Source organism: Aliiglaciecola sp. M165 (assembly GCF_007197995.1).
GTDB lineage: Bacteria > Pseudomonadota > Gammaproteobacteria > Enterobacterales > Alteromonadaceae > Aliiglaciecola.
This window is the reverse complement of the sequence record NZ_VKKH01000002.1, coordinates 191,410-216,046: the sequence shown is the minus strand read 5'-3', so window position 1 is coordinate 216,046 and position 24,637 is coordinate 191,410. Positions and strand designations below refer to the sequence as shown.

Annotated in this window: 25 protein-coding genes; 15 read left to right on the top strand and 10 right to left on the bottom strand. The window is 42.4% G+C overall.

The genetic code is table 11. The features are described 5' to 3' along the window. Positions 1-7 precede the first annotated feature (7 nt). Positions 8-2,167 (bottom strand): fatty acid oxidation complex subunit alpha FadB, encoded by a 2,160-nt coding sequence (gene fadB / locus FM019_RS03210; RefSeq protein ID WP_143834461.1) that lies wholly within the window; start codon positions 2,165-2,167, stop codon positions 8-10. Between the two features lie 288 nt (positions 2,168-2,455). Between fadB and FM019_RS03205 the strand changes: the two genes are divergently transcribed. The 5 genes from FM019_RS03205 to FM019_RS03185 all read left to right on the top strand — a co-directional run bounded on the left by FM019_RS03205 (position 2,456) and on the right by FM019_RS03185 (position 7,959). After that, a complete protein-coding gene (locus tag FM019_RS03205) occupies positions 2,456-4,417 on the top strand; it encodes a transglycosylase SLT domain-containing protein (RefSeq protein ID WP_260681511.1) in 1,962 nt (653 codons plus the stop codon). 128 nt (positions 4,418-4,545) lie between these two features. Further along, on the top strand, positions 4,546-5,865 hold the full coding sequence (pepQ, locus tag FM019_RS03200; RefSeq protein WP_143834460.1) for a Xaa-Pro dipeptidase: 1,320 nt from the start codon (positions 4,546-4,548) through the stop codon (positions 5,863-5,865). 105 nt (positions 5,866-5,970) lie between these two features. Next, positions 5,971-7,044 carry a GGDEF domain-containing protein gene (locus tag FM019_RS03195; RefSeq protein WP_143834459.1) on the top strand — a complete coding sequence of 358 codons (1,074 nt, stop codon included), beginning with the start codon at positions 5,971-5,973 and terminating at the stop codon, positions 7,042-7,044. A 143-nt stretch (positions 7,045-7,187) separates the two neighbouring features. Next, positions 7,188-7,367: a hypothetical protein gene (locus FM019_RS03190; RefSeq protein ID WP_143834458.1), complete on the top strand. Its 180-nt coding sequence runs from the start codon at positions 7,188-7,190 to the stop codon at positions 7,365-7,367. Between the two features lie 70 nt (positions 7,368-7,437). Beyond that, on the top strand, positions 7,438-7,959 hold the full coding sequence (locus FM019_RS03185; protein WP_143834457.1) for a hypothetical protein: 522 nt from the start codon (positions 7,438-7,440) through the stop codon (positions 7,957-7,959). A 13-nt stretch (positions 7,960-7,972) separates the two neighbouring features. Here the strand turns inward: FM019_RS03185 and ispB are convergent, their stop codons facing one another. Next, entirely contained in the window at positions 7,973-8,944 is a 972-nt protein-coding gene (gene ispB / locus FM019_RS03180; protein ID WP_143834456.1) for an octaprenyl diphosphate synthase, read from the bottom strand. Positions 8,945-9,165: 221 nt separating this feature from the next. Here ispB and rplU point away from each other — a divergent pair, with 221 nt between their 5' ends. The 5 genes from rplU to yeiP all read left to right on the top strand — a co-directional run bounded on the left by rplU (position 9,166) and on the right by yeiP (position 12,314). Beyond that, a complete protein-coding gene (gene rplU / locus FM019_RS03175; protein WP_143834455.1) occupies positions 9,166-9,477 on the top strand; it encodes a 50S ribosomal protein L21 in 312 nt (103 codons plus the stop codon). Between the two features lie 15 nt (positions 9,478-9,492). Continuing rightward, positions 9,493-9,750: a 50S ribosomal protein L27 gene (gene rpmA / locus FM019_RS03170; RefSeq protein WP_143834454.1), complete on the top strand. Its 258-nt coding sequence runs from the start codon at positions 9,493-9,495 to the stop codon at positions 9,748-9,750. 130 nt (positions 9,751-9,880) lie between these two features. Beyond that, on the top strand, positions 9,881-11,044 hold the full coding sequence (gene cgtA / locus FM019_RS03165; protein WP_143834453.1) for an Obg family GTPase CgtA: 1,164 nt from the start codon (positions 9,881-9,883) through the stop codon (positions 11,042-11,044). A 46-nt stretch (positions 11,045-11,090) separates the two neighbouring features. Then, positions 11,091-11,582, top strand: a complete 492-nt coding sequence (folA, locus tag FM019_RS03160; RefSeq protein WP_409553330.1) for a type 3 dihydrofolate reductase — start codon at positions 11,091-11,093, stop codon at positions 11,580-11,582. Positions 11,583-11,747: 165 nt separating this feature from the next. After that, complete coding sequence (gene yeiP / locus FM019_RS03155) at positions 11,748-12,314, top strand: elongation factor P-like protein YeiP (RefSeq protein WP_143834452.1); 567 nt, start codon at positions 11,748-11,750, stop codon at positions 12,312-12,314. Between the two features lie 3 nt (positions 12,315-12,317). Here yeiP and FM019_RS03150 read toward each other — a convergent pair whose 3' ends face one another. From FM019_RS03150 to FM019_RS03135, 4 genes are all read right to left on the bottom strand, one after another. Further along, entirely contained in the window at positions 12,318-13,109 is a 792-nt protein-coding gene (locus tag FM019_RS03150) for a substrate-binding periplasmic protein (protein WP_185969168.1), read from the bottom strand. Positions 13,110-13,277: 168 nt separating this feature from the next. Then, complete coding sequence (locus FM019_RS03145) at positions 13,278-14,123, bottom strand: alpha/beta hydrolase (RefSeq protein ID WP_143834450.1); 846 nt, start codon at positions 14,121-14,123, stop codon at positions 13,278-13,280. Between the two features lie 86 nt (positions 14,124-14,209). Beyond that, positions 14,210-14,785, bottom strand: a complete 576-nt coding sequence (locus FM019_RS03140) for a TetR/AcrR family transcriptional regulator (protein WP_260681510.1) — start codon at positions 14,783-14,785, stop codon at positions 14,210-14,212. Positions 14,786-14,878: 93 nt separating this feature from the next. After that, positions 14,879-15,397: a hypothetical protein gene (locus FM019_RS03135; protein ID WP_185969167.1), complete on the bottom strand. Its 519-nt coding sequence runs from the start codon at positions 15,395-15,397 to the stop codon at positions 14,879-14,881. Between the two features lie 158 nt (positions 15,398-15,555). Between FM019_RS03135 and tpx the strand changes: the two genes are divergently transcribed. Both tpx and FM019_RS03125 read left to right on the top strand, forming a co-directional pair. After that, entirely contained in the window at positions 15,556-16,050 is a 495-nt protein-coding gene (tpx, locus tag FM019_RS03130; RefSeq protein ID WP_143834449.1) for a thiol peroxidase, read from the top strand. A 215-nt stretch (positions 16,051-16,265) separates the two neighbouring features. Continuing rightward, a complete protein-coding gene (locus FM019_RS03125; protein ID WP_143834448.1) occupies positions 16,266-17,207 on the top strand; it encodes a YihY/virulence factor BrkB family protein in 942 nt (313 codons plus the stop codon). A gap of 119 nt (positions 17,208-17,326) precedes the next feature. Here FM019_RS03125 and FM019_RS03120 read toward each other — a convergent pair whose 3' ends face one another. Further along, complete coding sequence (locus FM019_RS03120) at positions 17,327-18,376, bottom strand: FUSC family protein (protein WP_143834447.1); 1,050 nt, start codon at positions 18,374-18,376, stop codon at positions 17,327-17,329. Between the two features lie 223 nt (positions 18,377-18,599). Here FM019_RS03120 and FM019_RS03115 point away from each other — a divergent pair, with 223 nt between their 5' ends. Beyond that, positions 18,600-19,562 (top strand): mechanosensitive ion channel family protein, encoded by a 963-nt coding sequence (locus FM019_RS03115; RefSeq protein WP_143834446.1) that lies wholly within the window; start codon positions 18,600-18,602, stop codon positions 19,560-19,562. Between the two features lie 219 nt (positions 19,563-19,781). Here the strand turns inward: FM019_RS03115 and FM019_RS03110 are convergent, their stop codons facing one another. Beyond that, positions 19,782-20,273, bottom strand: a complete 492-nt coding sequence (locus tag FM019_RS03110) for a VOC family protein (RefSeq protein WP_143834445.1) — start codon at positions 20,271-20,273, stop codon at positions 19,782-19,784. Positions 20,274-20,398: 125 nt separating this feature from the next. Here FM019_RS03110 and FM019_RS03105 point away from each other — a divergent pair, with 125 nt between their 5' ends. Beyond that, positions 20,399-21,286: a LysR family transcriptional regulator gene (locus FM019_RS03105; RefSeq protein WP_143834444.1), complete on the top strand. Its 888-nt coding sequence runs from the start codon at positions 20,399-20,401 to the stop codon at positions 21,284-21,286. 174 nt (positions 21,287-21,460) lie between these two features. Here FM019_RS03105 and FM019_RS03100 read toward each other — a convergent pair whose 3' ends face one another. Beyond that, a complete protein-coding gene (locus FM019_RS03100; RefSeq protein ID WP_185969166.1) occupies positions 21,461-21,919 on the bottom strand; it encodes a YybH family protein in 459 nt (152 codons plus the stop codon). Between the two features lie 303 nt (positions 21,920-22,222). Further along, positions 22,223-23,455 carry a vanadium-dependent haloperoxidase gene (locus FM019_RS03095; protein ID WP_143834442.1) on the bottom strand — a complete coding sequence of 411 codons (1,233 nt, stop codon included), beginning with the start codon at positions 23,453-23,455 and terminating at the stop codon, positions 22,223-22,225. A 189-nt stretch (positions 23,456-23,644) separates the two neighbouring features. Here FM019_RS03095 and FM019_RS03090 point away from each other — a divergent pair, with 189 nt between their 5' ends. Next, a complete protein-coding gene (locus tag FM019_RS03090; RefSeq protein ID WP_221934352.1) occupies positions 23,645-24,355 on the top strand; it encodes a helix-turn-helix domain-containing protein in 711 nt (236 codons plus the stop codon). The last annotated feature ends 282 nt before the right edge of the window (positions 24,356-24,637 follow it).

The window sequence follows — 24,637 nt, the reverse complement described above, 5'->3', positions numbered from 1 at the left end:
GGGTCGATTAAGCGGTTTGTGCAAAGTAAGATTTACCTGATGCCGCCATTTCGCGAACACCGTCTGAAATTTGGTAAATCGGTCCAAGGTGCGCGTATTTGTCAGCCAGTGCGACAAAATTGCTTAAACCCATGGTTTCGATGTAACGGAAAATACCGCCTCTAAATGGAGGGAAGCCTAATCCGTAAAGTAGTGCCATGTCAGCTTCAGCTGCACTGCCTACAATTCCTTCTTCAAGACAACGAATTGCTTCGTTGGCCATAGGCACCATAACTCGGGCAATAATTTCCTCTGCATCAAAGTCTTTCGAATCAGCGCAGTGTGGTTTAAATAATGCGTATGCTTCGTCCGCAGCAACTTTTGTTGGGCGTCCACGTTTGTCTAAACCAAAGTTATAGAAGCCTTTGCCGTTTTTCTGACCTAAGCGTTCCGCACGATACAGACAAGTCACCGGGTCATTATCGATTTTTTGCATGCGCTCTGGAATGCCATCAGCCATTACACCTGAAGCGTGATCAGCCGTGTCCATACCTACAACGTCGAGCAAGTAAGCCGGACCCATAGGCCAGCCAAATACTTTTTCCATGACTTTGTCGACAGCAACAAAATCTGCCCCATCAAGCACCAATTTGCTGAATCCAGCAAAATAAGGGAACAATACGCGATTCACCAAAAAGCCTGGGCAGTCGTTAACAACAATAGGGGTCTTACCCATTTTCAACGTAGCGGCGACTACTGCAGAAATTGTTTCGTCAGTGGTTTTTTCGCCACGAATAATTTCTACTAACGGCATTTTATGCACTGGGTTGAAGAAGTGCATTCCGCAGAACCGCTCTGGTTTGTCTAGATTTTCCGCAAGTTGATTGATGGAAATCGTCGAAGTGTTGGAACAAATAATGGCATCGTCAGCAACCGTTTGTTCCGTTTCTTTCAATACAATGCCTTTTACTTTTGGATTTTCAACTACTGCTTCAATCACCAAGTCGGCATCTTTCATTGCCGAGTATTCCAAAGTAGGCACGATACTATTAAGTGTTGCAGCCATTTTAGCGGGGTCAACTTTGCCGCGCTTCATACCTTTACCCAGGATCTTGGCAGCTTCATTGAGCCCTAAATCCAACGCAGGTTGCGCGATATCTTTCATGATGACTGGCGTACCTTTCACCGCAGATTGGTAAGCAATTCCGCCACCCATGATACCTGCGCCAAGCACTGCTGTTTGTTTAACGGCTTTGGTTGCGACTTTAGTTTGTTTTTTACCTTTACTTTTTACTAGTTGATCAGCAAGGAAGATGCCTACTTGTGCTTTAGCTGCATCAGATTTTGCTAAAGTGACAAAACCTTGGTTTTCTAATGCCAATGCACCGTCACGATCCATTCCGGCAGCTTTTGATACAGTGTCTACCATCATATGAGGTGCAGGATAATGCTTGCCTGCCTGCGCAGCGACCATGGCCTTAGCGGTGGAGAAGCTCATCATCGCTTCATTTGGGCTCAATGAAAGCGGTGCTTTCTTCTGGGCTCGGCGGCTTTGCCAATCAAATTTGCCATCGATAGCATCAGTTAAAACACTGATAGCAGCTTCGATTAAGTTCTCTGGTGCTACCACGCTGTCTACTGCACCTTCAGCTAGTGCCTTAGCAGCTTTGCGATCTCTGCCAGTCGTCATCCACTCAAGTGCATTATCAGAACCAATCAAACGAGGTAAGCGAACTGTACCACCAAAACCTGGCATCAAACCCAATTTAACTTCTGGCAACCCAATACTTGCGGTCGTGTCTGCAACACGCATGTCACAGGCTAAGGTCATTTCACAACCACCGCCAAGAGCAAAACCATTCACTGCTGCAACGGTTGGAAAAGGTAAGTCTTCGAATCGGTCAAATACATGAGATGTTTTTGCTACCCAGCTTAATACCTCTTCTTCAGCTAAGGCAAACAAACCGGTAAACTCTGTGATGTCTGCACCTACTATGAAGGTTGACTTCGCGGAACGGACGAAAACGCCTTTGACTTGATCGTTGCTAGCCAATGCTTGGGTAGCCTGATCTAATTCTGAAACGGTTTGCTGGTCGAACTTATTGACAGAGCCTTGGGCGTCAAACACCAACTCTGCAATGCCGTTGTCTAGCAATTTTGCACAAAGGCTTTTGCCTTCAAAAATCATTGTTGTCTCCTTCATCTTAGTAAGGATTTCGCTGCATTCGAAAACAGATCAAAAAATCATTTTTTCGTGTTATGCGCAGCTTAGTGTAGGGTTTTTGTGTGCACGAGGTTTATTCATGCATTCGTACAAATATTGTTGAACAGATTTGAAAGCGCAACCTAATTTCAACGTTCCATTTACATAAGGCTAAATTCTGCAATATCAAGCCGTATTCTCTTGCAAATTTAGCCGGATAACTTTAGGTTTAAGCCTAAGGCCAATGTGTTTTGTTACTGGAAGCATCTACTCTTGTTAAGATTCTCCAAAGTGGTATTTATCACCTTTACTTTCGTTGCACACTCTTTTGCGACATTGGCCGTCATGCCTGATGGAAACAGTGACGAATTGGCCCACCAACGCAACGTGTATAAAGCATTGGAGAACATGGTCGCAAAGCCAAATTCTGCCGAATACCGCAGACTCAGGGAGCAATTGCATGGCTATGCTCTTGAGCCTTACATCGAACAAATCACACTGAAACGCTACCCGTATCTGGCTAATCAACAGAAAATCGATGATTTCCTAACCAAGTACGAAGGTACACCTTTGGATCGGCCATTGCGCCACAAATGGTTGGAATACCTAAAGAAAAAAGATTTACCTGAGTTATACCTTGAATACTTTTCCCCTACGGCTAACGTGGAATTAACCTGTCAGTATCTGGCTTATCAATTACAAGGTGAGAGTAATCAACAACAAGTATTTGAGCAGGCAAGTAAGTTGTGGGTAGTCGGCCGTTCTCAACCAAATGAATGTGATCCAGTCTTTGATGCATGGCAAAAAGCGGGTTATCGCACTGAAGATAAAGTTCTCGCGCGCATGCAATTAGCGGGAAACGGTGGCAATCAGACGTTACTTCCTTATCTCAAAACCTTGCTGCCAAAATCTAAGCAATACTTAGCTGATTTGTGGCTGAGCGTAAGGCGCTCTCCGAGCTTTGTCAGTCGTTTGTCGCGGTTTCCACAAAAATACCCAGAACACGAAATGGATATTCTCCAGTATGGCCTGGGCAGGCTTGTTTGGCGTGATGAAGAGTTAGCACTGAAAACTTGGCAAGGCGTACTAAAGCGTTATCAAGTGAATCCGCTTCGACAGCGAGAAATGGCATCCAAGTTTGCCATTGCACTTACCATTGATGAGCATCCTAAAGCTGAAGAATGGCTCGAAAAGGCCAATCATCAACAGGCAGACGATCAAATATTCCGCTGGCACCTAGCTCATGTTTTAAAATCTGGCGACTGGCAACATGCGTTAGATGTAATTGACGCGATACCTAAAAAAGCCTCGCAAGATTTGAGTTTTCGTTATTGGCAGGCCAGAGCTTTTGAACAGTTGAATGCAGTTGACAATGCTCAGGCAGGTTATGATTTGCTCTCTAAACAACGCCACTACTATGGTTTTTTAGCAAGCGGCAAGTTGTCTAAATCGCCAACCATTGTTGATAGACCGCTGGAGTTTGATCCCCAAACTCTTGCACAAATTGCCAATATGCCAGCGGCAAAACGTGCTTATGAGTTTCTTCAACTCGAACGATTTACCCAAGCAAGACGAGAGTGGTTCTATTTACAATCACAATTGACTGAAGAGCAAAAGCTGGCTTCTGCGGTGCTTGCCGATAGTTGGCAATGGCATGACAGGGCGATATACGGATTTTCAACTACCGGATACCTGGATGATATCAAGCGCCGCTTTCCTATGGCATACCGAACTGAATTGCAAAACCATTCTGAAGCAAATCAAGTGGATCCAGCATGGGCATTCGCTATCGCCCGCCGAGAAAGTTCGTTTATGACGGATGCCAACAGTAGTGCTGGCGCTCGTGGTTTAATGCAATTGTTACCTGGTACAGCACGATATCTTGCAAAGAAAAGGATCCGCTCAAACGTGTTGTACAATCCCGACACGAATGCAGAGTTTGGTACACAGTATTTGCGTTATTTGCTTGATAAAATGGATAACAACCCGGTTTTGGCAACAGCTTCATACAACGCTGGGTGGCGCAGAGTACAAAAGTGGATACCCAAAGATAACGCAATGCCAATGGATGTATGGATCGAAACGATCCCTTTCAAAGAAACCAGAAATTACGTTAAGGCAGTATTGGCCTATCGTCAGATCTATGCACAGCAGCTTGGCCAGCCCAGTACGTTGTTTACAGAGTTGGCAAAAATGCAATTGGGTGGCAATGAGCAACTTATAGAGCTGAATTGAGCCAAGTTTCAACAAATTTTCGGGTTCAAAAGTAGTTTGAACTGGGCAGCTGGATATTGACCCAGCCCCTATCTTCTATGTTAGTGTAGCGGCCAATCAAAGGTCATTGTTTAGGTTAACCACACATCATGTCCCAAATTTCCAAATTATATCCACAACATATTCAGGAAATGCAAAAACGTACTAAGGAAGCACTTCTACGTGACGGACTTGAAGGGCTTGTCATCCACTCAGGTCAGAGTAAAAGAATGTTTCTTGATGACAACCATTATCCTTTTCATGTTAATCCTCAGTTTAAAGCCTGGGTGCCGGTTATTGATAATCCCAACTGCTGGCTAGTAGTTAACGGTGTGGATAAACCTAAACTGATTTTTTATCGACCTAAAGATTTTTGGCACAAAGTCCCGCCAGAGCCAAATGACTTTTGGGTAGAGCAATTTGATATCGTGTTGCTGACCCAAGCCGATGCAGTAGAAAAGCATCTACCCTATGATAAGGCGAATTTTGCCTACGTTGGAGAGTATGTCGAAGTTGCCAAAGCACTTGGATTTGAACTTGTGAATCCAGACAGGGCGCTACACTTTTTACATTATTATCGAGCCTATAAAACCGACTACGAAATGGCCTGCATGCGCGAAGCCAACACTTTGGCAGTAGCCGGTCATAAATCCGCAGCAGAGGCGTTTCGTAACAAACAAAGTGAATTTGATATCAATCAGGCGTATTTGAAAGCCGTACGCCAAGGTGACAATCAAGTGCCTTATACCAATATTGTGGCACTCAACCAAAACGCAGCCATACTGCACTATATGGTGACTGATACCGCCACGCCTGAGGAGCATCGCTCGTTTTTAATCGATGCTGGGGCGAGTTTTCACGGCTATGCAGCAGATATCACACGCACTTATTGTCATACCGAAAACAAGTTTGCTGAAATGATCGCCGCAATGGATCAGGTAACACTTAGCTTGGTTGATCAATTGAAACCAGGTGTACCTTATGCTGATATTCATTTGGCGGCACACCAGCACATTGGTCGATTACTCAATGAGTTTGGGATTGTTAATTTACACGCTGAAGATATCGTAAAAGAAGGGATCACCAAAACTTTCTTTCCCCACGGGATAGGACATTTCCTGGGTTTACAAGTCCATGATGTAGGTGGGCATGTTGCAGACGACCGAGGTACACCAAACCCTCCCCCTGAGGCACACCCGTTTTTACGTTTGACTCGAACTGTCGAAGCCAAGCAAGTCTTTACCATTGAACCTGGCCTTTACTTCATCCCAAGTCTGCTTGAAGAATTAAGAAGTTCGCCACAATCTAAATATATTAATTGGAATGAGATCCAAGCCCTTGCATCTTTTGGTGGCATTCGCATTGAGGACAATATCATTGTTCATCGAGAGCGTAATGAGAATATGTCGCGAGAATTAGGGTTAAAATAATTAAATTCGAACAGGTTTTTTTTGAAACACAATTATTACGGCGTTTTTCGTATTTACGGCTAGAATGAAACGATAAGATTAATGTAGTTTAATTCCTGTTCTATTTTGAATAACCACCAAGATAAAGCGACGAATGGAAAACCCAAGCCTGAGAAGGATGTCATTTTTCTCAACGTTCTTCGAGTTGGGATCTTGGTTGTGTTTGCCGTTTGGATTATTGAATACCAAGCAGGCTTAGTTCGTTATTTCGATAGCTTTGGCTACGGACTCACAATTATTGTGATCCTGATCTCATATGCTTTGAGTCGCATTTTCAATCGAAACACCCTTGCCAAAACATTAGTATTTGTTCACGCCGCCATTTATTTATTAATGTTAGCGGTGCTAGGTTTTCTCAGTGCAGCAGAAGACGGCAACCTCTACTCTATTGCGACGTCATTGCAATGGATCCCTATTATTTACATTTTGGCATTCTTATTTCTAAGTAAACGCTTGGCCATCATAGCTGCGATATCGGTCTATTTGATCTTGGTCGCTATGTTACTGCTCACCTTTTCTGGGTTATTTCCGGTTCAAAACCACGAGCTGCGTTTACTGATGGTCAACATGAGTCTTTCGCATGGTTTATACATCGTATGTATGTTTGCGGTGGTTAGATTAAAACGAGATTCCAAAAAACAGACCGTCATCGCCAGGGATCTCGAAAAAGCCGTTAATTTCGATTCGATGTTGAAAATTGCCAATAGGCGACATCTTCAGCAACTTATGGATAGCTATGAGTCGAATCAACAAGCGGTCACTCTGTTATTAATAGATATTGATAATTTTAAACAAATTAACGATACCTATGGTCATCAAGCTGGCGATGAAGTGCTGTTAACCTTGGTTGAGTGTATCAAGAAGAACCTCAGGCCCTCAGATGTAATCGGTCGATGGGGGGGCGAAGAATTCATGATCTTAACCCAAGATGCGCTAGGCGAAGACGTCACAATTTTAGCAGAAAGGGTCCGCCGGGCCGTTGAGCATGAAACATTTCCTCATGTACAAGATGTCACAATCAGTATGGGCGTAGCCGATTTGAACGATGGCTTAGACACTGAATCCGCATTTAGATCCGCAGATAGAGCTTTGTACAAAGCAAAAAGAAGCGGACGAAATAAAGTTGTGATCCATAGTTGACCTAAATCTAAGATTGGGGTTATTTCGTGACTGATTTGGGTTAGATATATGAACGCAATAGTTCTTCTGTTAAAAATCGTTTGAATTTTGTTCAAGTAAATTCATTGCTGGCCGATACCCTGACGAGGTTTTAAGGGGGTTCTATGCTTGAACAATCATTTGGTTTCCATTCCAAGCCAGCAAATTCTGATAGTAATGACACATCACCAGCTAAATTATCGAGTGAACTGCCAGTATTATCAGGTATGAAAGATGCCGAAAACTCGAGTCTAAGGTTAGATATCAGTGAAAGTGACTTGAAAATACTGCGAAATATGAATTGATAAGAGACCTTTTCCACTAGACCCTATTGAGCTAGACTTATTAGTAACTGTTAACAAAAGGAAAGGTCAGATGGTTGCAAGTTTTACTCATTCCCATGGTTTTACAAATCTAGATATGCCGGGCTGGTTATCCAGTGCAAAAGTTTTTTTTAGAAACTTCTACGAGCTCCTTCTCACCATAGCCTTTGTTTTTATTTATACCGTTTATATCGACTATCAACATGATCAGCGCATGGCTTTGATTAGTGAACCGGCTGTTAATGATTTTTATTTTGTTGATTACTATCAAATCGATCCTAAGTCCGATCATCAGTTTCGTTACTTGCCGATTCGGGTAATGTCGATTGAAGGGCAACAAGTAACATTTAAAGTTGGCAATATCGGTCATTCGGAAAAAGTGTCGATTACAAAACATGTAAAATTGGATGCAGCGATGCATCGTAATTTTTATCGACTTGAGAAGCTTCAGCTTAGCAGACAACAACTGCAATCCATGGCCGAACAGGACATCATTTATGACATTGCGCGCCCTGAGAATATATTTGTTAACGGTTGGGTTGTCATGGAGTTGCATGAACTTATAGTGGACTGAGATCCACAATATTTTAAGCTGCACGCTCCACAGAGATGTGTGCTAATCCTATCAATGCCTGTTTGAACTCAGATTCAGGCAATGGAGAAAGCGCCTCAATGGCTTGGTCTGCGGCTTTCAGTGCTTGCTTTTTGGTATAAGTCAGCGATCCGGTTTGCATCATTGCTTCAAGAATAGCGTCTAGATTGTCCATGCCATTGTTATGCTCAATGGCGTCCTTTATTAAAACTTGTTGCTGCTCATTACCATGCCACATCGCATACAATAGCGGTAATGTGGGTTTCCCTTCGGCCAAATCATCGCCGACATTCTTACCCATTTCATCGCTGTCAGCAGCATAATCCATTATATCATCCACCAATTGGAATGCAGTGCCTAAATAACGTCCATAGTCTTGCATTGCCAATTCAATGTCAGGTGTTTGGTCAGTTAATACTGCGGCTAGCAAGGTTGCGGCTTCAAATAAACGGGCCGTTTTACTATAAATAACTTCCATGTAACTTTCTTCAGAGGTGTCTGGGTCGTTGCAGTTCATCAGCTGCAATACTTCACCTTCAGCGATAACATTGGTTGCATCGGACAAAATTTCCATGACCCGCATTCGCTTTAAGCTAACCATCATCTGAAACGAGCGCGTATATAAAAAGTCACCAACCAAAACACTGGCTTGATTTCCAAAAACCGCATTAGCGGTTTCCCGCCCACGTCTCATGGTTGATTCATCAACCACATCATCATGCAACAATGTAGCCGTGTGAATAAATTCGATAATGGCTGCCAGCGTATGGTGTTCTTGGCTATTAATGCCAACAGCCCTAGCTGCTAATACAGTAATTAGTGGGCGAATGCGTTTGCCCCCACTGTTTACAATATAAAAACCAAGCTGGTTGATTAGCGCGACATCGGAATTAACCTGTTGTTGAATCAAAGCGTTCACGGCTTGCATATCATTTTCAGCAAGCTGGCGGATTTGGTCTAATTCCATGTTAAGATACAGACTCGTATACGGGTAATTATCATGCCGCAGATTCTACATAAAACACGAGTAGGTGCCAATCAACACCCGATAAAATAAAGGCGCTTTTTTAAGTTTGCAATTTAACATGAAAAAATCGCTTTTTGGGGTTGCTAGAACAGGTCAGTTCACGTACAATTCGCGCCCTGTTTTTGAATTGTAGCGCTAATGAGCGCAGAGCGGAGTTAAATATGTACGCGGTTTTCCAAAGTGGTGGTAAACAACACCGTGTGGCCGAAGGCCAAACCGTTCGTCTAGAAAAAATCGAAGTTGCACCTGGTGATGCAGTTGAATTCGATAACGTCTTGATGGTTAGTAATGGTGATGATGTTAAAATCGGTATGCCTTATGTTGATGGCGGCAAAGTAACTGCAGAAGTAGTGACTCATGGCCGTGGCGAAAAAATTAAAATCGTCAAGTTCCGTCGTCGTAAGCATTCTCGTAAAACGCAAGGTCACCGTCAGTGGTTCACAGAAGTGAAAATCACTGGTATCAGCGCTTAATAGGAGTACGAACTAATGGCACATAAAAAGGCGGGTGGTAGTACTCGTAACGGTCGTGACTCAGAAAGCAAACGTTTAGGTGTTAAGCGTTTTGGTGGTGAGTCTGTATTAGCTGGTAATATCATTGTTCGTCAGCGTGGAACGCGTTTCCACCCTGGAGACAACATGGGTATTGGTAAAGACCACACTCTTTTTGCACTTTCCGATGGAAAAGTACAATTTGACGTGAAAGGTCCTAAAAACCGCAAATACGTGAGCATCGTTGCTGAGTAATAAGAGCTTAGAACGCATTCAAAAAACCCCGCTCTTGCGGGGTTTTTTATTGCTAGAGAAATTATCTGGGTCAGAGTAAAATCAAATCTGATTCCACGACTGTTACAGTCGAGTTGCGATGGGGTAGAAAATGAAATTTGTAGATGAAGCTGAAATACGCGTTGAAGCTGGTGACGGCGGTAATGGCGTAGTTGGCTTTCGCCGCGAAAAATACGTACCTAGGGGTGGACCTGATGGCGGTGATGGCGGCGATGGCGGTAGCGTTTATCTGGTAGCGGATGAAAATCTGAATACCCTCATTGACTACCGCTTTGAGCGTTTTCATCGAGCCGAACGTGGTAAAAATGGTCAAGGTAGTGACAGAACTGGTCGAGCTGGTGAAGATTTAGACGTGAAGGTGCCAGTTGGGACGCGCGCTACCGACAAGGATACCGGGGAAGTGCTAGGTGATCTAACCAAGCATGGTGAGCGATTAAAAGTTGCGCAGGGTGGATTCCACGGCTTGGGCAATGCACGTTTTAAGAGCAGCACCAATCGCGCGCCTCGACAAAAGTCTGATGGTACACCAGGTGAAATTCGCTGGTTACATCTGGAACTGATGCTCCTTGCTGATGTGGGTTTGTTGGGCCTTCCCAATGCCGGTAAATCGACCTTTATTCGCAGCGTTTCCTCAGCAAAACCTAAAGTGGCAGATTATCCTTTTACCACGCTTGTCCCTAATCTTGGCGTTGTTAGGCAGGATTCTCAGCGAAGCTTTGTAATTGCCGATATTCCGGGCTTGATTGAAGGTGCAGCCGAAGGCGCAGGGCTAGGGATTCAATTCCTCAAGCATTTGGAGCGCTGTCGTATTCTTTTGCACATGATCGATTTATTACCTGTTGACGAATCCGATCCTGTTGAGAATGCAAAAGCGATTATTTCAGAGCTTGAAAAATACAGCCCTAAACTTGCAGAAAAGCCTCGTTGGTTAGTTTTCAATAAAATGGATTTATTGCTTGAGGATGAAGCTGAAGAAGTTTGTCAACGTATCCTTGAAGCTCTTGATTGGCAGGGCCCACACTTCCAGATTTCGGCATTTCAAAAGCAAAATACTGATGAGCTTTGCCGAGAGGTAATGGACTTTATTGAAACATTACCAAATGAAATGGATGAAGCGGGTGATTCCACAGAAGAAGTAGATTTCAAATGGGACACTTATCATAGCAGTACTCAGAACGATCAGGTTGACGATTGGGATGATGAAGACGACGATGATGACGACTATGATGTAGAAGTCGTTTATACCCGCGAGTAATTTTTGCTGCGCCACTGCTAATTAAGCACAAACAAAAAAGAATACTATGCAAATCTCTATGATCGCCGCTATGGCGAAAAACCGTGTTATTGGTGCCGACAACAGCATGCCTTGGCATTTGCCCGCTGATTTGGCCCACTTTAAGCGCATTACTTTGGGCAAACCGGTTGTAATGGGAAGAAAGACCTATCAATCGATAGGTAAAGCCCTTCCTGGTCGGGTAAATATTGTGATTAGTCGCGACCCACAATTAAAGTTAGCCGATGCTATCGTGGTCGAGAATTGCGAGAAAGCAATTCAGGCAGCGGGGGATGTTGGGGAGTTAATGGTCATTGGTGGCGGAACGATTTACGAGTTCTTTTTACCTTTGTGTCACCGACTATACCTAACAGAAATTGATTTGAATGTTGAAGGCGACACCTATTTTCCAGATTATACGGCGGAGGCTCAGTGGCATGTTTTAGCTACAGAGTCTCACGTTGCTGATCAGAAAAATCGTTATAATTATCAGTTTATTACCTTAGAAAAGACTAGTTAAAAATAGGCTTGGTAGAGCTACGCGTTGAAACCACAGCAACTCAACAACTGAATGTTTTTAACGCGTGATATTTGAAGTGTTGCTTAGCCAACAATACACTTTCTTTCGAATTGGCGAGCGTGATACGCTAGCTTTCCTAAATCATCTGTAACAAAGAGCCAAACAATGCCTAAAGCCAGTGAAATAAAAAAGAATGCAGCTATCGAACACAATTCAAAAGTGTATCTGGTAAAGGACATTAACAAGTTGACTCCTAGCGGCCGAGCAGGTGCAAGTCTTTATCGAATGCGCCTCTACGAAGTCGCAACAGGTGTAAAAGCTGACGAAAGCTTCAAAGCAGATGAGGTGATCAATCTGGCAGAATTTTACCGACGTAAGGTGACGTTTTCTTACGTTGATGGCACTGAATACGTGTTTATGGACAATGAAGATTACACACCCTATTCGTTAGACAAAGAATCCATTGCAGAAGAGCTGTTGTTTATCGACGAAGAAACCCAAGGCTTGCAAGTGCTTATTGTTGATGGGAAGCCTGTGGGGATTGAATTACCGCCATCGGTAGAACTGGTCATTACCGAAACTGACCCGTCTATTAAAGGTGCATCGGCCAGTGCCAGAACCAAACCTGCAACCTTGTCGACGGGGCTGGTTGTACAAGTTCCTGAATATATATCTACTGGCGAAAAAATAAAGATAAATACTGCCGAGCAGAAATTTACCAGCCGAGCATGACTGTCATTTAATCTGCTCGATATATTTGTTGATGATATTTTGTTTTCGATTCTCCGTAAGTAATTCGTCTAGTTTACTTTGGAGAGTGGCAACGATAGAACGATCCACATTTTTATTCAGTGCAAGATAGTTACCTTTGAGCTCAGGTAAAGGGAGTTGCAATACTTTTTCAACCGACCAAGATGGGTGGTTGGATTTATGCAATTGATAGGGAAGGGTAATATCAGAGGCAAGAATTAGATCTAACTTTCCTTTAAAAAAGACATCATCGGTATCTTCCTTATATGAAAAACCTAATAAGTTATGTCCCTTTCTGAATCCTTTGTCTATTAGTACTTTTTCGTAAATATCGTTCCTAGGTACGCCGACCGAATACTTTAAGGCTTCTTCAAGTGAGCTGACATGAATATCGTCTCTAGAACTTAATTTATACAGATAAGTCGTTGCGAAAACCAATGGACCCACCCACTGGAACTGGTTTTCTCTCTCGTCGTTACGTGAAGTGGAAATGAGTCCGGTATTGACACCATTAAGTGTGTTTTGAAAAGCTCTATTCCATGGAGCAGAAACAAAGGTGCATTGAATTTTACTTGCGAAACAGATCAGTCTGACAATGTCAGTATTGATCCCTACTTTGCTTTCACCCTCGGTGTAGTTATAGGGTGGAAACTCTTCGATATAGATTGTTAGACGCTCTTCAGATTGAGTTGCAGTTGAAATACCTAACAGGCAACTAGAAATGAGTAGTAAACTATTAATACTTAAGCGCATTTTGCCGTCAACACCATGATCCACCAAAAACTTTGTGCTTAGATCTAGAGCGTGTTTACCTTTGCTGCAAAATCATCCAGCAAAGGTAAACACGCTCTAGATTACTCCCTTGTGCCTAGATCGCAAGTCGAATCGTATATGGCCGATCGTGTGTGTTTAGTTTTTCACCATAAAAGACGAACAATACATCTTTTATATCGCCTCAATTAAAAACCGATCTGTGTCATGAACAATAAAATTAACGACGGTATCGATCATGACACTATCACGCATGATCTTCCGGTGTCCAAGTCCTTGCATGCAAACCAATGTAGAATTTTCCACCGCGTGGGCGAGCTGTTGAGCGTCGGAAATCGGAATTTCTTTGTCATCAGAATCATGCACCAATAGCAGTGGCTGTTTTAATTCAGCCGCCCGAGCGACCAGATCAATTTGAGCAAATGGGATACCTACGGTTTTTTCAACACCCTCGACAAAGCGTTTAATGACACTTTGTGACATACCAATAAAATTGGCGAACCGTCGAGATACCCGTTTAAAGTTTGCTGGCCCAGCGATGGAAATGACCTTCTCAACCTGCATACCCTCTAATGCACAATAGATGCTGCAGCCTCCTCCCATTGAATGTCCAATGACCGCATAAAATGGTCCATAAGTTTCTTCGGCCAGACGCATTGATTCAACAAATCGCATGGGGTGAGATTGGTTTCCCAGAGAGCGACCGTGTGCAGGAGCATCTAGCGCAATCAATTGAAATCCCTGCCGGGTCAAAGGTTCAATAAATCCGGCCATTTGTGTTGCTCTGCCTTCCCAGCCATGCATCAACAATATCGGTGTGCCTTGCCCCCATACAATGGCACTAACACCATTTTTTAATCGGACGCGTTGCCCTGCTGATTCTGCCTGTTCTTCCCAAGATTTTGGATCATGGCGCTTCGGAGTAAAAAAGAGTGCGTTGGCTCGTTCGATTGCCTCGCTTGGGTTGATCATACTCAACAGCCGATTTTGTGCACGAAATAGTTGTAAACCAATATTCATTGTTTTCTCCAATTAGATTTTCATCAGCCTATTGCTTTTAGCAACCTTACGTAAGGTAGGCTGGGTGCTTAAAAAATATTAACTTTTTAACCTGTTTTGACCAGCTGCAACGCCAATGCTTTACATTGAGCAAATTCTTCTTTGTCTTGTGAAACTCTTGAGGCTAATAAGCCCCCTTGTAACAACGCAAATACCAGTGTTGATAAACTTTCTGGTGATTTGTCTGTCACAGCAAAAGCCCCTTCATTTCGACCACGTTGAATGATTTTTGAAAGAGACATTTTGTGTAGTTCGTATAGTTGTTCCACTTTTTTGCGCGTTGAAGGCGTAACTGCATCCCAACTTGCTGCAAAACTGGCGCCTGGGCAGAGTTTCTCGGCAGCACCAATATGCTTAGCGAACCAGTTTGTGTAAACGTGTAATTGCTTAGCAATAGGTTCACTTTCTATGTCTTTGAGACTTTGTTTAAGAAGTGCCATTGCTCTATCTAAAATCGCTTCACCTAACTCTTCTTTGCTTTCAAAATGGTAATAAACACTACCTTTTTTGATCCCCACACCCTTTGCTAATGTTTGAAATGAAACATTGGCAAAAGACTTGGTCTGCAATATATCTTCTGCCAGATCCAATAAGGCTATTTTTGTGGGGTTCATCGTTTGCATTGGCCTACCTTACGTCAGGTTGTATAAAAATGCAACAATTAATATTACGATTCATTGTTATAAGCCCCAATGATTCGCCAAAATTTGTCTAAATTACGCATTTGCATCTCTTTGCTTTAACAATGTAAAGGTATACACATAACCATAAATTCCAGTGAAAAAGATACTAGGTGCTACGGTTAACCATAAGTTGGGTGTCTGGTTGATGACATTCACTATAATTGCAATTGACGCTTGAACGAGCAACGGTAGAAGGGGAGCGAAAACTGTTCCTGGAACAAAAGTCCCCCCTGCTTTTTGTGCAGAAAGATCTAACGCCGAATTGAAAGTACGAAAGATCGCAATGTTTTGTAGAGTTTTAGAATGCACCGAACAGAGTATCGGCACAACAAACACCAGGGAATAACAATTCTGGCCAAATCGCGCGACGACTTTTTCCAAGGCGAAGGTAAACAGTAAAGTGATGGTTGCGCTAAGTGTTCCTTGCACTATGGCAGAACGAAGCACCAAATCCATATCATCCGATACCATATTGTTCGCCCAGTATGTCCAGGCAAAATAAAACGCAAACGACACCGCCGCTGACATAAACAAACGTAGATGTGATGACATGCTGGTTCCTTATACAAATAATGCGCAGAGATAATTAGAGCAACAGACTCTTAGACCAGTATGGTCTGAGATCCCTTTCAGTTTTGCTGATCTTTTGTCGCCATTAATGACTATACTGTATTTTTAAGTTAATTCATTCATCAATTTAGGCGAGGAACATGGCAACAGTCACATTACAAGGCAATCCAATCGAAACCGTTGGCGAACTTCCAGCGGTGGGCTCTACTGCTCCAGACTTTTCACTGGTTAAAGTTGACTTATCTACGACATCATTGAGTGATTACTCAGGGAGCAAATTAGTGCTGAATATATTCCCTTCGGTAGACACAGGTACATGTGCAACGTCGGTAAGAAAGTTCAACGAAAAGGCCAGCTCTCTTGAGAATACCAAAGTGCTTTGCGTGTCGGCCGATCTGCCTTTCGCCGCGGCAAGATTTTGTGGTGCTGAGGGGATTGACAACGTCGAGACCGGTTCGAGTTTTCGTTCAAGCTTCGGCGACGACTATAGCGTTTCTTTTAGTACGGGACCGCTCACAGGGTTGTTGTCACGGAGCGTTGTGGTGATAGACGAAAATGGCAAGGTTGTTTATACGGAGCAAGTTGCCGAAACCGCCGATGAACCCGATTATGATGCGGCGTTAGCTGTTCTATAGTTCACCCGGTAAATGCACTTGGGCTGGAACATACGTCCAGTCCAAAGTCTAGTTAATAAAGTTTCCTTATCGACAAGCAGGTAGCGTAGGGCTTTCTTTAGATTGCAGATATTCAGACAACATTCCTAGCTTGTCTACAAGCTGTGCAGACATTTTCTTGGTAGCATTAATTGAGCGACCTCACTCCAAATAACCACCGCCATAGAGATTACAGTATGAGCAAAGCTTCTCAATACAAAAAAAGTCCTGCAGATTTTTCAATATCAGATTGGAAGCAAATTGTTTTGCGAACGTATAAGAATATTGGAGGAGAAAAACTCTCGCTAATTTCTGCCGGAGTAGCGTTTTATTTTTTGCTTGCTGTTTTTCCTTTGCTTGCCAGCTTAGTTTCATTATATGGGCTTATCGTGAGCCCAGAAACTGCTGCCATGCAATTACAATCACTTCTGCAGTCTATGCCACAGAGTGGCCAAGAAGAGTTGCTGGATCGGATTACAGATATTGCAAGTCAAAATCAAGGCACATTAGGTGTTGGTATGGTAGTTGGTTTTCTACTTTCAATTTGGAGTGGTAGCAAAGGAGCCAAAGCGCTAATTACCGCTTCAAATGTCACTTATAAGGAAGACAAAAGTCGAGGTTTTATCAGTGCCACAATTGCTCGCATAGCGCTTACGTTATCTGTGGTTATTATCATATGTTTATTCATGTCTATTATGACACTGCTGCCTTTAGCATTAGACGCAACTATTGGTTCGTCAGGTAGACAATCTCTGGTCGGTTTTATACGTTGGCCGGTGCTAATTCTTTTTTTTATCGGCAGTCTTGCGCTGCTTTACCGCTATGCTCCTCATCGAGAACCGCCCAACTTTAGATGGGTGATGCCAGGGGCTTTACTTGCCGCGATGCTTTGGATTGCTGCGTCAATTGGGTTCTCACTATACCTAGAAAAGTTTGCTTCCTACAACGAAACATATGGTTCTATTGGCGGCGTTATCGCGCTTCTAATGTGGTTTTATATTACAGCCTACACAGTTTTGCTGGGTGCAGAGTTAAATGCGTGCTGTGAACTGCAAACACGAACAGACTCTACAACAGGACCTAGTGAACCTATGGGGGAACGCGGTGCCACGGTTGCTGACCAATGGCGAGGTGAATAGGATCTCATTTGGTTGATTCAAGCAGTGATACAGACGCGTAAACTTCGGTGGGATAATTTGCATACTTAATCAACGGCCTAGACTCTAAACTGGGTTCAGCTAACGCACTGATTGAGTGATTACTGTTCGTCCAACTTATCGTTTATCGTTTGTAAGCTTTTCAAAGCTTGCGTCACGGCAAATGTAAAAGCGCCAACGAGCATTCTATATTTTTCGTCTTCGTGATCGGTGGCAAGCTTGTCGCTGATTATATCTAGATTTGTTTGTAAGTCTTCGAACGTGTATTTATCAATTTTCTCTTGCTTCGATGCTTTGTGCAAAACATCAGTCAGTTTCTCCTTAACGTTTGATAAAGCCTCCTTCACGGCCTCGCTGCCACCGTGCATATCACTCGTTGTATCTGATAAAGAACGCATGACTCTGCCACAATTTTCAATCCGTTCGGCCGCTTCTATGTTGCAGATAATAGATGACTTATCATCTCCAAATTTCATGTTGGAGGCTAAGGTTCTTGCCGCAGAAATATGGGTGGTGTAGTCATTTGATAGCTCTTCAAGCTTCTCAGTTGTGCTGTCGTCGTTACTATCGTTTTCATCTACAGAATGAGAGACAGACTCATTAATGTACTCTGCGATCAGCGACAGCACTATATTGACATGTCTTTGCGCTCTAGTGGAGGCCTTGTCTGGCCAAACGACAACAGTTACTAAAGAACCAATTACTACACCTAACCCAATCGCAATTGTCCGTTGCGTCGCAACATCCCAGATATTCTCAGAGGTATTAATAGACATAGCTACAGTTGCGACCACACCGTAACGCCAAGCAGGTTTCAATCCAGCCACAAAGTTCATAACAAACATAGAGATTGTTAGTCCGGCAACAACACTGTAACCGCCCGGGACCAAATACAGACAGACTCCCCCAATGACACATCCGGCAATTGTTGCTAAAAAACGTTGACCTGATGCGCCAAGAGATTCTCCCATGCTCTTCTCTATAACTAATACCGCAGATAAAACACCGACAAACAATTCACTTAACGAAAGGGTTTGCATTATTGCGTATGTTGCAGCGGCTGCAATGGACGACTGAAGGCCTAAGCGAAGAGCATCTCGCAGGCTTTCTTTCGAAAGCAAATCGCTATCGTTAATAAATGGAATACTCATGTCATGCCTTACAACTAAAATCAGGAGAGTGTTATATTCGATTGCTCGGTAATAGCGACAAGTATAGGAATATTTTACAACTTGTCCGTATTTTAATTGCACGAATTGATACGAAAAAAAATTAATATATTGAATTTAAAGAGGATTTTTTGCGGCAAGAAAATTGCAGCTCTAAATCATTACTTTTGATTTACTACGTCATATGCAGTTAGGAAGCACGTTTATGCAAGCTCTCTCTATTTTCAAATTTCCGCTTTGGGACCTAATTCAAACGGACTCAGAAAGCAACATTCAATCAACTACTGATTTCGCTTCAATCTCGCCTATAGAAACGATCAAACAAACAGTTATTGAATTAATTCAGAATTTTATCGCTCACTTACCTTATATTGGTGTTGCGCTGGTGGTGCTTTTTTTAACATGGTTCGCGTCAACTTTGTTGAGTAAAGCAGTAAGAAAAGTAAGTCATTCGAGACATACTCGTCAAAGTCTGGTTGATTTATTTGTAAGGCTAACAAAAATCGTGGTGTGGACAATTGGCACTTTACTCGCAGCACTTATTTTGTTCCCTGGTTTGACCCCAGCTAAGGCTCTTGGGGGACTAGGACTGGTTTCCGTGGCGATAGGCTTTGCATTCAAGGAAATTTTTGAAAACTTTTTTGCTGGTATTTTACTTCTTTGGAAGTACCCGTTTGAAAGTGGTGATTTTATTGAATGTGAGTCAATAATGGGAAAGGTTGAGAATATCTCCGTTAGAATGACAACAATTCGAAAAACGAATGGAGAGCTCGTCGCCACGCCTAATGCCTTTTTGTTCAAAAACCCGGTGAAGGTCCTGACGGATCTGGATTTGAGACGAATTACCGTCATGACTGGTGTCGCCTATGACGAAGACGTAGACGAAGCAGTGTCCCTTATTCAGAAAACATTGAAATCTTGCGAAACTGTCGATATCAACAAAAATGTAGAAGTTTTTCCTTCCGGATTTGGAGATAGCAGCATTGATATTGAGATGACTTGGTGGACAAAACCCACGCCTTTAGATCACCGTCGGTCAAGAGGTGAAGTTGTCAGCAAGGTGAAACGAGCCTTGGATGATGCTGGCATAGAAATACCCTTTCCGTACAGGACAATGACGTTTAAAGAGCCGCTTAAGCTTATATCTGGATCGCCATCAGAAAATTAACGGAAAAAGTCTTAGTCCCCTTTTTATAGAAGGTCGCAGAGACGGTTGAAGCCAAATAATAGTGTGGCGCTGACAAGTTAGCGCGTCATGCTGGGCTGGGTAGATAACACCCAGCCAGTTACTTATTTTGCTTAACATTAAAGAGCGATAAAAAGTCCACGTTCACCTTTAATTCATAGGCTGTCTTAAATAAGTCGAAGATTATTCTACCCTTTTGGTTTATTCATAGTTTGAAGCGTAAGTATCCTCATAAGAGTGTGAATAAAACTCAAAAAGGTTCCCGAATGGGTCTTCTAAATACACCATTTGCGCTTGTTTTAGATCATCTTCTGGATGATAACGGTGAATATCCATTCTTACTTTTCCACCAAACTCTTCAACACGTTTAATTGCAGTATCAAACTGCTCTTTTGGTAGCTGTAAACAGAAATGAAAGATACCAAGACGAGCGAAGTCAACTTTATGACGCTCTTCGCGGTCATTCATTTCAAATAGCTCTACGCCAATACCATCAGTCGTTACAAGGTGAGCAATATTGAACCCTTTAAAGCCCTCTCCAAATACGGCTATACACATGCGTCCTATGGCAGATTCGCGCTCTTCTAAAACTTTTGTATTGTTCATTACAACGCGAAGACCTAAAGCTTTGGTGTAGAACTCAACGGCTTTGTCCATGTCCCCTACCATAATACCAACATGATTCATCTTCATCATTTACTCCTCGCTTCGTTTAAAGCTTTAAATTTAATTGATGAGTAAATTATAGGCAGATCTATTGATTAATTAAAATTATCAAATATTATTGAATTGATAACATAAAATTATTATTTACGCTTATGCTGAATCCGGTTTGGTTAAAAACTTTCATTACGCTCGTTGATACGGGGCACTTTACACAAACAGCAGAGAAGTTGTTTATGACTCAACCCGGTGTTAGTCAGCATATAAACAAACTTGAAGATGCTTGTGGTCATATTTTAATCAAAAGAAACAAGAAGTCATTTGTCATTACTGAACGTGGTCATTTAGTTTATCACTACACAAAAGACTTTATTAAAAGTGAAAAACGTCTCTTTGAGCAACTGAACTTTGATGACCCATTGTCAGGTAAATGTTCCCTCTCATGTTCAGGCTCAGTTGCGTTACTACTTTATCCAAAGTTGTTGAAACTCCAGAACAAGTATCCAAAAATTCATTTAAATATTGAAGCAGCGCCAAATCATCAAATTTTGACAGATGTTAAAAATGGAAAGGTTGATCAAGGGATAGTGACAGACGAACCAAATGAAAGCTTCTTTGATTTTGAAGAACTGGGGCAAGAAGAACTTTGCCTAGTAACGCCTCGAAATACGAATGTGGATAAAGGCTGGAAGCACACGCTCTCAGCCTTAGGGCTGATTTCTCATCCCGATGCAGAACACTATCTATCATTATATTTTAGGCAAAGTGAAGAACAAGAATTCAAGCTAATAGATATAGACAAATTCCCAACCATAGGGTCAATTAATCAAATCAGTCAAATCTTAGAGCCTGTAGCTCACGGGATAGGATTCACAGTTTTACCTAAAAGCGCAGTTGAGAGTTTTCACACCCCTGAGCTTTTAAACGTTTTGACGCCTCGACAGCCAGTGGTTGAAAACCTATATCTGGTGCGCAAGAAAAATAGAGAGCTTCCTGCTCGCTATGAAGCCTTTAATTCAATTGTTCGACGCGTGTGGAGTTAGGTCTGCTATCCGCTCGTTAGTCCTTGTTGTAACCGAGGTCAAGGGACTGCTGCGAGTGCAGGCAAACCGATTTCTTGCATCGAGAGGCTCAATTAGTAATAAGTTTGCTTTCCAGAGATATCAAAAAGTCGGTACCCTCGACCGTTTTTATATGCCACCACTGCAAAAAGATGTTTAAGGTTTATTGCTTGCGGACACACTGACTAACTTCCATTTACCGCTTCGTTTTGACCATACTTGTGTTCCGCCACCAGAGACATTTATTGTCTCGCCATTTTTTAACAGCATTGATTGTGAAAACTCATTTACCAGTATTGCCGTGTAACTATCAATTATGGACACTTTCACATTTAGGAATTCGAGTGAAATAACTTCTTGTATAGAATCAAAGGCGATATTGATGAGCGGAGCCAAATCATCAATTGAATTCCAGTTTGTGCCATCACTGTTTAAGCCGACAAATTTATCCTGGTCGAAGTGCTGAAAGTAGCTCCTTGCATCCAACGCTTGCGATGCATCGGTAAGACTACGGAAGGATTCTAAAACCTCTTTTTCCAAAGTTTTTGAATTTGTTACGGCATGAATAGGAAATGCCAAAACCAAAGCGAGAATGCACAAATTGAATTTAAACAAACAATACTCCTTTTTTCCTTTTTCTATTAACTACAATAACATAGATAGGCACACAATTAACGAATCAAAACAAGTTGCTTATCGAGGATAAATATATCGGAGCAAACAATTATTTTGTTTTGAAAGTTTGACTAAAAGATGATTGGGGTGGGCTTTGCCATTTTGAGCGATTAAATCGTTATATTCAGACAATATAGGGCTAAACAAACTATTCGGTTTGAAGAGTTCCGGTTTAAAGAGGTCGGAGTTATTTTCACTCTAAATAATTCCGGCCCTCATCAAAGGCTACTTCCTCCTACAAATCTAATTCCCTTGGTGTTTTCTGACAGCAAGTTCACCTATCTTTTCCCCCATAAGACTACCCACCACAGTTGAAGAGCGGTAATGCACGCCATCATAAATACGGGCTTCAGATACCTCTTGTACAAAACTTTCAATGTCAGGCCAACTGCGCATCGCATTGTTTGCGGTATCGCTGCGAGTGGTCAGTAATGGCATAGGGTTTTCGCCCACTTCTGCTTTTAGAATGGCGCCAACAGTGCCAGCTACTACGCAGTGTGCACACGGGTATTCTGGGTGCATAGGCGTAGGAATATAAGACTTCCAACTTGCATCTCTCTCGGTGGCGTCGTTGTTATCAATGTCGGCATTTCTAATCGCCGTAATGGGTCGCCAAAACGCGTAATAATACTTGGCTTCAAATACGGCAATCATGGCATCGTCTATTGCTTGAGTCACGATGGCAAAAAGTCGAGCGTTTTGCGTAGCCGTTCGCCCTGTTTGTTTTGCCACTGAATGCACTATTCCATGATAAATGGCCGGCGATGTTGCCTCCCAAAATTTGGCTATTTCAGTTTGTTGCTGGTTTCTAACTGTACTTTCAGCTTCGCCAATCTCCTTTACTTCATTGAAGTCTTTAGCCCACTCTTGACTGTCTAACGTAGGTGGTGGAATTGGCCTAAATTGTGACGCACTGCTTAATAACCAAGGTCGACGGTTGGGCCATTGTGGAACGGCTGGAATGACAGTAGGTACATATTTCCCTGCAGCTGAATGTGGCCGGTAAACTTCAGCAAGTTCACTACCATCCTTTGAACGTTCGGCCAACACTGTTTCAGCTGCGATTACACCTATTGAAATCCCAGATTCTTTAGCCGCTCCATCTGGGATCAATTCCAGTGCGGTTACATAGGCTTCTTTAATTTTCAGGTGTTGGTCGGGAAGTAGTTTTATTAAACTAGTATAATTCGCAGCGGCAACAGCCGCTTCCACCGATGCTTCTTGGTTTGCTTGCAGGGCGGAATTTTTTTTTGGGAATTCCTGGGTAATTGAATTGACTGACTTATATACAGCGGTATGCACTATCGCCATAACGCGATTCGCCGGCGGCGCGTATAACTTTGATTCGACAACAATATTACGAGCAGTAATATTCCAGTCTGTAATGACATCTGCTTGAGCTGGATGACCAATCGAAAATACGACCGATGAAAAGATCCAAAATTGCACTCTTAGAAATTTAGTAAGCACGTTCATAACCGTTTATCCTTATGGGTATTTGTTTACGTCTTCGAGTATTTCACTTTCATATCGTCCTTGATAGTCCACATTCTGTACTACCTGAACACAACTTACTAAGGCTTATGTAGTACAAAATCTGTACTAAATGGTTGCTCTTGCTTATGCTAGGTTTAGGATTATTTACAGCCAGCTTAGAGAAAACGCATGAGTTCTAAAACAATTTATGGTCAGTTTTGCCCACTCGCTATGGCCGCAGAATTTTTATGTAGCCGTTGGACAATTCTTATTTTTAGGGAGTTATTGCTTGGCTCCCGCTCATTCAACGATATCAGTAAAGGGGTCGCTAGAATGTCTAGAACCTTATTGTCTGATCGTCTTAAGGAGTTGACTGATAGAGGTTTGATAACTAAACAACTGACAGGCAAAAGTCGTCACCCACAGTACCAACTTACCAAAGCTGGGGAGGCACTAAGGAGTGTTGTATTCGGTATGGCTGATTGGAGTCAAGAGTGGCTGCAAATTGAACCTTCACTTGATAACATCGATGCGGACCATCTTTTTTGGAGCTTGCGCAGAAGTGCAAAACCACATCCAGCATTACCCAACCCATTTGTGGTGCATATTTATCTTTCAGAGCAATCTAAAGAGAATCAAAATGCATGGTTAGTGTTCAAGGATGATGAGGTAGATCTGTGTATTATTGACCATAATTTTGAAGTGGATGTGCAAATAGTAGCAACCACAAGAAACCTAACTAAACTTTACATGGGCTGGAGCGATTTTTCAGGAGCGACTAAAAATAAAGAAGTGATATTACGTGGGCCAAACCGTTATACAAGTATCGCGCAGCAATGGCTTGGCAGAAGCAGATTGGCGAACATTAAAAAACAACCTAGAGAGCTTTTGGTATCTTAAAAGCATAGATAAATTAAAATACATGATGCTTCACTAATTCAATACTGACCTTTCTTTTAATTTCTTGAGGGAATGAGGTTGGTTGTTTATTCGTAAATTCACTGTAGTGGCTCAAATCTAATCTGACACTTTTAGCAGAAGGTTTCTACTTAAGCTGACAGGCGGCATTAGACAAATAAGAGACGTTAGACATCAATTTAAGTAACTGTCGAAAGCTATACATGAACGCAATTTAATTCCTTAGAGAATTGATACGTTAGTTCTCATTAAATAAAAAAGAAA